General features: G+C 67.9%; 11 protein-coding genes. 5 read left to right on the plus strand and 6 right to left on the minus strand.

Features of this window, described 5'->3' with window-relative positions; genetic code table 11:
• The first annotated feature begins 5 nt into the window (after nucleotides 1–5).
• On the plus strand, nucleotides 6–1,118 hold the full coding sequence (queG, locus tag SCI24_RS12070; RefSeq protein ID WP_318725609.1) for a tRNA epoxyqueuosine(34) reductase QueG: 1,113 nt from the start codon (nucleotides 6–8) through the stop codon (nucleotides 1,116–1,118).
• A 117-nt stretch (nucleotides 1,119–1,235) separates the two neighbouring features.
• On the opposite strand, the gene orn is transcribed toward queG, so the two are convergent.
• A complete protein-coding gene (gene orn / locus SCI24_RS12075; RefSeq protein ID WP_318725610.1) occupies nucleotides 1,236–1,844 on the minus strand; it encodes an oligoribonuclease in 609 nt (202 codons plus the stop codon).
• A gap of 86 nt (nucleotides 1,845–1,930) precedes the next feature.
• On the opposite strand from orn, the gene rsgA reads away from it, so the two are divergent.
• The 3 genes from rsgA (at nucleotide 1,931) to asd (ending at nucleotide 4,728) form a co-directional block, all read left to right on the plus strand.
• Nucleotides 1,931–2,968 (plus strand): small ribosomal subunit biogenesis GTPase RsgA, encoded by a 1,038-nt coding sequence (rsgA, locus tag SCI24_RS12080; RefSeq protein ID WP_318725611.1) that lies wholly within the window; start codon nucleotides 1,931–1,933, stop codon nucleotides 2,966–2,968.
• A gap of 74 nt (nucleotides 2,969–3,042) precedes the next feature.
• Nucleotides 3,043–3,873, plus strand: a complete 831-nt coding sequence (locus SCI24_RS12085) for a sulfurtransferase (protein ID WP_318725612.1) — start codon at nucleotides 3,043–3,045, stop codon at nucleotides 3,871–3,873.
• A gap of 9 nt (nucleotides 3,874–3,882) precedes the next feature.
• Entirely contained in the window at nucleotides 3,883–4,728 is an 846-nt protein-coding gene (gene asd / locus SCI24_RS12090) for an archaetidylserine decarboxylase (protein WP_318725613.1), read from the plus strand.
• 150 nt (nucleotides 4,729–4,878) lie between these two features.
• On the opposite strand, the gene epmA is transcribed toward asd, so the two are convergent.
• Both epmA and efp read right to left on the minus strand, forming a co-directional pair.
• Nucleotides 4,879–5,865 carry an EF-P lysine aminoacylase EpmA gene (gene epmA / locus SCI24_RS12095; protein WP_318725614.1) on the minus strand — a complete coding sequence of 329 codons (987 nt, stop codon included), beginning with the start codon at nucleotides 5,863–5,865 and terminating at the stop codon, nucleotides 4,879–4,881.
• Between the two features lie 200 nt (nucleotides 5,866–6,065).
• On the minus strand, nucleotides 6,066–6,632 hold the full coding sequence (gene efp, locus SCI24_RS12100) for an elongation factor P (RefSeq protein WP_133637396.1): 567 nt from the start codon (nucleotides 6,630–6,632) through the stop codon (nucleotides 6,066–6,068).
• 108 nt (nucleotides 6,633–6,740) lie between these two features.
• Between efp and epmB the strand changes: the two genes are divergently transcribed.
• The gene (gene epmB / locus SCI24_RS12105; RefSeq protein ID WP_318725615.1) at nucleotides 6,741–7,778 is read left to right on the plus strand and encodes an EF-P beta-lysylation protein EpmB; all 1,038 of its coding nucleotides are present in this window, start codon (nucleotides 6,741–6,743) and stop codon (nucleotides 7,776–7,778) included.
• Between the two features lie 116 nt (nucleotides 7,779–7,894).
• Here the strand turns inward: epmB and leuA are convergent, their stop codons facing one another.
• The 3 genes from leuA to SCI24_RS12120 form a co-directional block, all read right to left on the minus strand.
• Nucleotides 7,895–9,601 (minus strand): 2-isopropylmalate synthase, encoded by a 1,707-nt coding sequence (leuA, locus tag SCI24_RS12110; protein WP_318725616.1) that lies wholly within the window; start codon nucleotides 9,599–9,601, stop codon nucleotides 7,895–7,897.
• Between the two features lie 354 nt (nucleotides 9,602–9,955).
• Entirely contained in the window at nucleotides 9,956–10,780 is an 825-nt protein-coding gene (locus tag SCI24_RS12115) for an ion transporter (protein WP_318725617.1), read from the minus strand.
• The coding region (locus SCI24_RS12120) for an HAD-IB family phosphatase (RefSeq protein ID WP_318725618.1) at nucleotides 10,777–11,155 on the minus strand (379 nt) is incomplete at its 5' end. The genes SCI24_RS12120 and SCI24_RS12115, both read right to left, overlap by 4 nt.

Raw genomic sequence — 11,155 nt, forward strand, 5'->3', positions numbered from 1 at the left:
CGATCATGACCCCAGTGTCCGCTCCGGGTGACGAACCCGACATGACCGGCCTCGCCGAGAGGATCAAGGTCTGGGGCCGAGAGCTCGGCTTCCAGCAGCTCGGCATCACCGACGTCGACCTGGCCGAGGACGAGCAGCGCCTGACGCGCTGGCTGGCCGCCGGCCACCACGGCGAGATGGGCTTCATGGCCAAGCACGGCACCAAGCGCACCCGACCGGCGGAGCTGGTCCCCGGCACCGTGCGGGTGATCAGCGTGCGCCTCGACTACCTGCCCGCCGAGGTGGAGACGGCGAAGGTGCTCGGCCAGCCGCAGACCGCCTACGTCTCCCGCTATGCCACCGGACGCGACTACCACAAGCTGATGCGCAAGCGGCTGGCCACCCTGGCAAAATGGATCGAGGCCGAGATCGGCCCTTTCGGCTACCGCGCCTTCGTCGACTCCGCCCCGGTGATGGAACGAGCCCTGGCCCGCAAGGCGGGACTGGGCTGGTTCGGCAAGAACGCCATGCTGCTCAACCCCAGGGCCGGTTCGCTGTTCTTCCTGGGCGAGCTCTACACCGACCTGCCGCTGCCGGTGGACGCCCCCTTCGAGGGCGACCACTGCGGCAGCTGCAGCGCCTGTCGCACCGCCTGCCCCACCGGCGCCATCGTCGAGGACCGGGTGGTGGATGCCCGGGCCTGCATCTCCTACCTCACCATCGAGCTTCACGGTGCCATTCCCGAGCGCTTTCGTGCGGCCATGGGCAACCGAGTGTTCGGCTGCGACGACTGCCAGCTGGTCTGCCCCTTCACCCGCTTCACCCGGGTCTCCCGCGAGGCCGACTTCGCTCCCCGCCACGACCTGGACCGCGCGAGCCTGGTCTCGCTGTTCGCCTGGGGCGAGGAGGAGTTCCTGGAGAAGACCGCCGGCAGCCCGATCCGCCGCATCGGCTACGAGCGCTGGCTGCGCAACCTCGCCGTGGGGCTCGGCAACGCCCCCTGGAGCGAGGCCGTGGAGGCCGCCCTGTGGGCGCGCCTGCCCTACCCCTCCGACCTGGTGCGCGAGCACGTGCGCTGGGCGCTGGCCCGCCAGCGGAAGAAGCGCCAAGAGCTCATAGCCGTAAGCCGTAAGCCGTAAGCTGCAAGCTGCAAGCTGCAAGCTGCAAGCTGCAAGTCAGCATGTGCTCCGCACTCACCGGCGGGAAGGGGGTTCCTTGCCGCTTGCTCCTTGGCGCTTGTTCCTGGCCCGAAGGGCCTACTCTTCCTCGTCGCTCTCGTCCCCCGCCAGGCGCAGGAAGGTGCGGCGATAGTGCGCCAGCTCGGCGATGGACTCCTTGATGTCGTCCATGGCGAGGTGCACGTTGCGCTTCTGGAAGCCGACCAGCGCCCCCGGGTTCCAGCGCTTGGCCAGCTCCTTGAGGGTCGAGACATCCAGGTTGCGGTAGTGGAAGAAGGCCAGCAGCTCGGGCATCTCCCGCTCCAGGAAGCGGCGGTCCTGGTGGATGCTGTTGCCGCACATGGGCGAGGAGCCGGGGGCGACATGCGCCTCGAGGAAGGCGAGCGTGCGCCGCTCGGCCTCGGCGGTGTCGACCGGGCTCTGCTTCACCCGCTTCACCAGGCCGGAGGCGCCATGGGTCCGGGTGTTCCACTCGTCCATCGCCCCGAGGAGGGCGTCGGGCTGGTGCACCGCGATCACCGGCCCCTCGGCGACGACGTTGAGGTCGCTGTCGGTGACCAGGGTCGCCACCTCGATGATCCGCTCGCGGTTGGGGTCGAGTCCGGTCATCTCCAGGTCGATCCAGACCAGACGCTCGCGTCGCGGGTCCCGGGTGTCGGGGGTCTCGGAGGGAGAGTGCTCTGCCATATGAGTTCCTTGCGTGACGCCCGCTGACGACAGCGGACACCTTGGGTGAGTACAATGAGGCCCATTGTAGCGAGCTTCAGGCCCCCATGAGCAAACGCAAGTTGAGCCGCCAGCAGCGCTGGCGCATCGAGAAGGTCCAGGCCGAACGCGCCCGTCGCGCGGACCGACGCGACTCCCGGGACGGGGAGAAGCTGGCCGCCGGCGAGTACGGGCCCGAACAGGGTGGCAGGGTGATCGCCCACTTCGGCCGCACCCTGGACGTGCGACCCGACCAGGGCGGCGAGGCCGTGCGTTGCCACCTGCGCGCCAACCTCGAGGGGCTGGTGACCGGCGACCGGGTGATCTGGCGCGCCGCCCATGACGCCAGTGACGGCGTGGTGGTGGCCCGGGGCGAGCGCGACAGCGTGCTGGAACGCCCCGATGCGCGCGGCCAGCTCAAGCCGGTGGCCGCCAACATCGACCAGATCCTGATCGTCTTCGCGGTGGAGCCGGCGCCCCATGCCAACCTGATCGACCGCTACCTGGTGGCCGCCGAGGCCACCGGCATCGCCCCGGTGCTGGTGCTCAACAAGATCGACCTGCTGCCGGAACAGGGCGGTGAACTGCGTGACCTGCTGAAACGCTACCAGGACCTGGGCTACCCGGTAGTCACCACCACCACCGAGCACGAGGGAGGCCTCACGGCCCTGCATGCTCGTCTGGCCGGGCGCACCTCGGTCTTCGTGGGCCAGAGCGGCGTGGGCAAGTCCTCGCTGATCGACCGCCTGCTACCGGACGAGGAACTTCGCATCGGGGCGCTGTCAAAGGACACGCGCAAGGGCACCCACACCACCACCACCGCGCGCCTCTACGTCCTGCCTAGCCCCGCCTCGGGCGAGGCCAGCGAGGGCGAGCTGATCGACTCGCCGGGGATCCGCGAGTTCGGCCTGGGCCATCTGGACGAGGAGCAGGTCACCGAGGGCTTCATCGAGTTCCGCGACTTCCTGGGCCACTGCCGCTTCCGCGACTGCCGCCACCGTCATGAGCCGGGTTGCGCCCTGCTCGCCGCCGTGGAACGCGGCGAGATCCACCCCGAACGCTTTGCCAGCTACCGACGCATCCTCGAGAGTCTCGGGGAGGCCTGACGCCAGGCGCCCGCCTCAAGGGTGCCCGAATCAAGGAGTCGACTTTACGGAGCTGAATTTAAGGAGAATGTGCCATGAGTTCCGAAGACAACCTGCTCCCGCTGATCATCGAGCCCGACCAGCTCGCCGAGCACCTGGACGAGCTGTCGCTGCTGATCATCGACGTCCCGCTCAAGGCCGAGAGCTACGGCGAGGGTCACGTCCCCGGCGCCGTCTTCCTGGACCACCGCCTGCTGATGAGCGGCGAGGGCGAGGTGCCCTGCCTCGAACCCACCGTCGAGCAACTCACGGCGCTGTTCTCATCCCTCGGCCTGACTCGGGACACCCATGTGGTCGCCTACGATGACGAGGGCGGCGGCTGGGCCGGGCGCCTGCTGTGGACCCTGGAGCTGATCGGCCACACCCGCTACTCCTACCTCAATGGCGGCATCCATGCCTGGCGGGAGGCCGGCCAGGCCGTCTCCACCGAGGCGAGCGCTCCCCGCCCCAGCGACTACGAGGCGGAGATCCTGCACCCCGAGGTCGCCATCGACCGTCTCGAGCTCCAGGAGCGCCTGGGCGAGAAGGGGTTCGCGGTCTGGGATGCCCGCTCGCGGGCCGAGTACGACGGCGAGAAGGGCGACAACGCCCGCCTCGGCCATATCCCCGGGGCGGTGAACATGGAGTGGACCGACGCCATGGACCGGGAGCACGGCCTGCGGATCCGCGACTACGCGGAGCTCGTCACCGAGCTCGAGGCCCTGGGCCTGACCCCTGACATGGAAGTGGTCACCCACTGCCAGAGCCACCACCGCAGCGGCTTCACCTGGCTGGTGGGCAAGGCGCTGGGCTTCGAGAAGATCCGCGGCTATGCCGGCTCCTGGAAGGAGTGGGGCAACCGCGACGATACGCCGATCGAGACATAGGACACCCCCTTGCCACTCTCCCGACTCTTTGCCCTGATCCAGTACCCGCTGCCCCACCACCTGCTCTCGCGGCTGGTGGGCGGGCTCGCCGACTGCCGGCTGCCGTGGCTGAAGAATGCGCTTATCCGCGCCTTCATCCGGCAGTTCCGCGTCGACATGGACGAGGCGGCCGAGCCCGACCCGACGGCCTATGCCACCTTCAACGACTTCTTCACCCGCGCCCTGGAGGAGGACGCCCGCCCCCTCGGCGCGGGCCTGGTCTCCCCCGCCGACGGCACGCTCTCTCAGTTCGGCGCCATCGAGGCCGGCCAGCTGCTCCAGGCCAAGGGCCACCGCTTCTCGATGATGGAGCTGCTCGGCGACGACGGCGAGGCGGCGCGACGCTACCTCGGCGGCAGCTTTGCCACCGTCTACCTCTCGCCGAGTGACTACCACCGGGTCCACATGCCCGCCAGCGGCACCCTCACCGAGATGGTCTACGTGCCGGGCCGACTGTTCTCGGTGAACGCCGCCACCACCGAGCATGTGCCCAACCTCTTCGCCCGCAACGAGCGGCTGGTGTGCCACTTCGACACCGAACAGGGCCCCATGGTGGTGGTGCTGGTGGGGGCGATGATCGTCGCCGCCATCGAGACGGTCTGGGCCGGCCAGATCACCCCGCTCTCCGGCGAGGTGCAGCGCACCCGCTTCGACACCCCGGTACGCCTCGAGAAGGGCGAGGAGATGGGCCGCTTCAAGCTCGGCTCCACAGTGGTGATGGCCTTCAGCGAGCCGGTCTCCTTCACCGACACCCTCGCGCCCGGCGCCAAGGTGCGGATGGGGCAGTCGCTGGGAGCATTACGGCAGGACAGTTAGCGAGGGGCGCCGGGGACAGGTCGTAGAGGGGGTCCGGAGACCAGGGATGGCGGAGGTAGCGTACAAGGATGTATTCACAGCGCCCCCTCGAAGGCCTGTCCCCGGGTCAGCCCCGAGCGGCGAAGTCTGGATAACGCAATTGGCTTGCCACTAACAGCGCGGGGTAGCGAAGGCGATGACCTCCGCCACGCTCGACTTGCCCAGCGCCAGCTGGATCAGCCGGTCGAGGCCCAGGGCGACGCCGCTCCCCTCGGGCATGCCGTGCGCCAGGGCGGCCAGCAGGCGCTGGTCAACGTCCACCTCGGACAGGCCCGCGGCACGGCGGGCGGCGTTGTCCTGCGCGAAGCGCGCCGCCTGCTCCTTGGCATCGGTGAGCTCGTCGTAGCCGTTGGCCAGCTCCAGCCCCTCCAGATAGAGCTCGAAGCGCGAGGCCACCCGGGCGCCGTCCTCGGGGTCGCGATGGTGGCGAGCCAGGGCGGCCTGACTGGCCGGATAGTCCACGACCACCTCGAGCCCCCCCCGTCCGAGATGGGGCTCGATCTCGACGCTCATCAGCAGGTCGAGGCAGCCGTCGCGGTCGCTGTCGGCCATGTCCAGGCCACCCACCTGCCCGGCCCGGCGCCGCAGCTCGGCAAGCGGGGCGGTGAAGGGGTCGAGGGCCAGGTGCTCGCGAAACAGCTCGCGGTAGCGCCGCCGGCGAAGCGGGCCCGCCTCATCCCCCCGTTCTCGGCCCAGCACGCGACGCACCAGGGCGGCGCTCTCCTCGATCAGCTCGTCGAGGCTAAAGCCGGGGCGATACCACTCCAGCATGGTGAACTCGAGGTTGTGGCGCCGCCCCACCTCGCCGTCGCGAAAGCTTCGGGCCAGCTGGAAGATCGGCCCCGAGCCCGCGGCCAGCAGCCGCTTCATGGCGAACTCCGGGGAGGTCTGCAGCCAGAGCCGCTCGCGCCCGGCCGGCGTGGTCGCCTCCGCGGAGAGCGATACCAGGTGCACCTCGGTGCTGCCGCCGTGGCCCAGCACCGGCGTCTCCACCTCCAGCACGCCGCGACGGGCGAAGAAGGCGCGCACCTCGGCGAGCAGGCGGGCCCGCTCGCGCAGGGTCTCGATCGTCGCCGTGGGGCGCCAGTCGTCTGTCATGTTCCGACCTCCAGAACCGCCAAGGCCACGCCGTTAGCGTGGCCTTGAGAGCTATAAGTTGAAAGCTGAAAGCTAAAAGCTCGCGCCCCGAAGCCCGAGGACAGCAGGTTGCCTGCCCAACCCGATATCCAGACATCTGTTCAAGCTTCCGGCTTAAGCCCGCGAAGCGGGCGTCCTTCCAGCTCCCGGCGAAGCCGGACTCAGGCGCGGGAGACGTACTCGCCGGACCGCGTATCCACCTTCAGCACCTCGCCCTCGTTGATGAACAGCGGCACGCGGACCACGGCGCCGGAGGAGAGGGTCGCCGGCTTGGAGCCACCCTGGGCGGTGTCCCCCTTGAGACCCGGGTCGGTCTCGGTCACTTCCAGCTCGATGAAGTTCGGCGGGGTGACGTTGATCACGTTGTCGTTCCACAGGGTCACGGTGTAGGGGACCTGCTCCTTGAGCCACTTCTCGGTATCCCCCAGGGCCTTCTTCTCCACGGCGTACTGCTCGAAGGAGCCGTCGGTCTTCATGAAGTACCACATGTCACCGTCGGTGTAGAGGTATTCCATCTCCAGCTCGAGGACGTCGGCGGCCTCCAGGGAGTCGCCGGACTTGAAGGTGCGCTCCCAGACGCGGCCGGTCATCAGGTTGCGCAGCTTGACGCGGTTGAAGGCCTGTCCCTTGCCGGGCTTGACCAGCTCGTTCTCGACGATGCTGCACGGGTCGCCGTCCAGCATCACCTTCAGACCGCCCTTGAATTCGTTGGTAGAATAATTGGCCATGATGTCTAACCCATATTCGAGCGCGCCACCGGCACTGGCCGGGGGCGCGCGCAAGCAGATGAAAGTCGACGGGGAACTCGCCCCCGTCCGCATTGACTGGTGTGTCGCATGATAACCCGAAGCAGCGCCCTTTTGCAGCGTCCCGACCGGGAGGCGCGCGCCCTCTCCCTCCAGGCACGCTGGCAGACCCAGCTGGCCAGGGCGATCCGCGACCCGCGCGAGCTGTGCCGCCGCCTGGGGCTCGACGAGGCCTTCTGGCCCGGTGCCGAACGTGGCCATACCCTCTTCGAGGTGCGGGTCCCCGAGGCCTACCTGGCGCGCATCCGCCCCGGTGACCCGTCCGACCCCCTGCTGCGCCAGGTGCTGCCGCTGGCCGAGGAGGCGCTACCGGCGCCCGGCTATGTGGCCGACCCCCTCGAGGAGGCCGAGCATGCGCCTGCGCCGGGGCTGATCCAAAAGTATGCCGGTCGGGTCCTGCTGATCGCGAGCCCCACCTGCGCGGTGAACTGCCGCTACTGCTTCCGCCGGCACTTCCCCTACGAGGAGAACGCCCCCTCGCGAGCCCAGTGGGAGGCCACCCTGGACCACCTGAGAGACGATGCGACGCTCCACGAGGCCATCCTCTCCGGCGGCGACCCCTTGGCCGCCAGCGATCGCCAGCTGGCGTGGCTGGTCGAGCGCCTGGACGCCATTCCCCACCTCAAGCGCCTGCGCATCCACACGCGGCTGCCGGTGGTGATCCCCGAGCGCATCGACGACGCCCTGCTCGGCTGGCTCGGCGACACCCGCCTGCAGAAGGTGATGGTGCTGCACATCAACCATGCCCACGAGATCGACGAGGCCGTCATCGCCGCATGCCGCCGGCTGAGCGACGCCGGCGTGACCCTGCTCAACCAGAGCGTGCTGCTGCGGGGGGTCAATGACTCCATCGAGGCCCTGGCCGCGCTCTCCGAGCGGCTGTTCGAGGCCGGCATCCTGCCCTACTACCTCCACGTGCTCGACCCGGTGGCCGGGGCGGCGCACTTCGACGTGGCCGACTTTGATGCCCGCGAGCTGGTCGCGGGCCTGCGGGAAGTATTGCCGGGCTTCCTGATGCCCCGGCTTGTGCGGGAGATCCCAGGCGAGGCGAGCAAAACGCCGCTGTAGCCACAAGCTGCAAGGGGTCAAGGGCGTAAGGGGTCAAGGACACCATGACAAGAAACCCCGCCGGCTCGGAGCTGGCGGGGTTCCTTGTTCCTTTTCACTTGGGCCTTGCTACCTCGTCACGCCAGTGACGCTGCAGTGACGTTGGGGGCCGGCGCCTCGGTGGAGAGCTTTCGGTTGATGGCGCTCATCACGCCCTTGATGGAGGCGCTGGTGATGCTCTCGTCGGTGCCGACGCCGAATACCGCCTCGCCGCCGACGCGCACCTCCACATAGGCGATCGCCTCGGCATCGGCGCCCTGGCCCCGGGAGTGCTCGTGGTAGTCGATGATCTCCACATCATGGCCCTCGGCGGCCAGCGCCTTGATGAAGGCCGCCAGCGGGCCGTTGCCCTGGCCCTGGATGGTGCGCCGCACGCCGTATTCCTCGATGGTCGCCTCGAGGCTCACGGTCGGGCTGTCCGGCTCAGAGGACATGCGGTGGCTGATCAGGGCGAAGGGTTCGTGCTGCTCCAGGTACTCGTCGACGAAGGCCTGGTAGATCATCTGCGAGGTGATCTCCTTGCCCAGCCGGTCGGCGACCTCCTGCACCACCTGGCTGAACTCGATGGAGAGCCGGCGCGGCAGCTCGATGCCGTGCTCCTGCTCGAGCAGGTAGGAGATGCCCCCCTTGCCGGACTGGCTGTTGACGCGGATCACCGCCTCGTAGCTGCGGCCGACGTCCAAGGGGTCGATGGGCAGGTAGGGAACCTCCCAGAAGTCGTTCTCTGCCTCGCGGCGCGCGGCCATGCCCTTCTTGATGGCGTCCTGATGGGAGCCCGAGAAGGCGGTGAACACCAGGTCGCCCACGTAGGGGTGGCGCGGATGCACCGGCAACTGGTTGCAGTATTCCACCTCGCGCATGATCGGCGTGATGTTGGAGAAGTCGAGCCCCGGGTGCACACCCTGGGTGTAGAGGTTCATGGCCAGGGTGACGAGGTCGACGTTACCGGTGCGCTCGCCGTTGCCGAACAGACACCCCTCGACCCTGTCAGCGCCGCCCATCACGGCGAGCTCGGCGGCGGCCACACCGGTACCGCGGTCGTTGTGCGGGTGCACGCTGACGATCAGGTGGTCGCGCTTGGCGACGTGGCGGCAGAACCACTCCACCTGGTCGGCATAGTTGTTGGGCGTCGCGCACTCCACGGTGGCCGGCAGGTTGACGATCATCGGCGCCTCGGCGCTGGCGCCGAAGGCCGCCTCCACGGCATCGACGATCTCCACGGCGAAGTCCATCTCGGTGGTGGAGAAGAGCTCCGGCGAGTACTGGAAGGTCCAGTTGGTCTCCGGCGCCGCCGCCATGTGCTCGCGGATGCGGGTGGTGGCGTCCACGGCGATCTGGATGCACTCGGGCTTGTCGACGTTGAACACCACGCGACGGAATACCGGGTCGGTGGCGTTGTAGACATGGACGATGGCGTTCTTCGCGCCCTTAAGCGACTCGAAGGTGCGATCGATCAGGTGCGGACGGGCCTGGGTGAGCACCTGGATGGTGACGTCATCGGGCACCTTGTCCTCCTCGATCAGGGCGCGCACGAAATCGAAGTCGGTCTGGGAGGCCGAAGGGAAGCCCACCTCGATCTGCTTGAAGCCGATCTTGACCAGCAGGTCGAAGAGGCGCTGCTTACGCTCCTGGTCCATGGGGTCGATCAGCGCCTGGTTGCCGTCGCGCAGGTCGACGGCGCACCACTGGGGTGGCGTCTCGATACGGCGGTTCGGCCACTGGCGGTCGGGCAGGTCGACGGCCACGAAGGGACGGTACTTGGAGGCGGGGTTGTCGAGCATCATGGTGGCGTTCTCCCTGGACTGGCAATGCGGCACTCTTGCGAATACGGCTCAGAAACGGCAACGCCCCGACGGCCGGGGGCCTGTCGGGGCGTCACGCGAGGTATCGGAAACGACCATACCAGCGGCACGAACGGCAACGCGTTCGCGACGACTCGGCACGGCATGGGCTTTCATGGAACGGCTGCTGATGGTGGCTGACATGATACGACCTCGTTTCGACCGGGACCTTCTGGCGAAGGACAGTGGCGATGCAGGCGGCATCGCCCACGCTCTCAGGAGCGGGTTAGTAGTCGTAGGTCGAGGTCGTACGCCGTCATGTTCATGGCACTAGAGAATCAGGATCGGGCGGCCTTGTCAACTCCGGCGCTCGAGCAGCGCCTCCATCCGGGAGAGCTGGTCACGCAGTTCCCGCACGTCGCTGCGCAGGCCATGCAGCTCGGCGGCCTCGCCCTCGCCGCTCTCGATCTCCATCTGCACGCTCTCCTTCTGCATCACGTCGAGCACGATGCCGATCATCATGTTGAGGAAGATGAAGGCGGTGAGGAAGATGAAGGTCAGGTAATAGATCCAGCTCCAGGCATGGAGCTCCTGGGTGGCGTACATCACGTCGGTCCAGTCCTCGAAGGTCGCCACCCGGAACAGGGTCAGCATGGCAATCGAGATATTGCCCCACAGGAAGTCGTCCACCTCGGCGAACAGGAAGCTGCCGAGGGCCGCGTAGATATAGAAGATGATGAACATCAGCAGGGCCACATAGCCCATGCGCGGGATCGACTTGACCAGCGCCGCCATCAGCAGGCGCAGCTCGGGAATCATCGAGACCAGGCGCAGTACCCGGAAGATGCGCAGCAGCCGCGCCAGCAGCACCATCTCCGAGTCGTCCAGGGGGATCAGGCTGGCGGTGACGATCAGGAAGTCGAAGATGTTCCAGCCCTTGCGGAAGAAGTCGCGCAGGCGTTTTTCCGCCGCCATGCGGATCAGGATCTCCACCAGGAAGAACACCGTCACCGCCACGTCCATCACCAGCAGCCACTGCTGGAAGCGGTTGGTCTCCTCGTAGGTCTTGGCACCGATCAGCAGCGCCGAGACAACGATGATGATGATCACCGTCAGCTCGAAGGCCTTGTGCGCACGCAGCCGCTCGAAACGGTCACGCCATGTCTCGAAGGTCGTGCTCACTGCCGCGGCTCCTCCAGGTCCCCCTGGCGATAGCCGATCAGGTAGAGCACGGCGTCGAGCCCCAGGGTGGAGATCGACTGACGCGCCTGGGCCCGCACCAAAGGCTTGGCCCGGAAGGCGATGCCGAGCCCGGCGGCGGCGAGCATCTTGAGGTCATTGGCACCGTCGCCCACGGCGATGGTCTGCTCCATGACCAGGCCCTCGCGGCGGGCGATCTCGTGGAGCAGCTCCGCCTTGCGGTCGGCATCGAGGATCGGCTCGCGCACCTCGCCGGTGACCTTGCCGTCCTCGATCAGCAGCTCGTTGGCATGGACCTCGTCGAAGCCGAGCCGCTCCTGCAGGTGTCGGGCGAAGTAGGTGAAGCCCCCGGAGAGG

The organism is Halomonas sp. (assembly GCF_033549285.1).
Lineage (GTDB): Bacteria > Pseudomonadota > Gammaproteobacteria > Pseudomonadales > Halomonadaceae > Halomonas.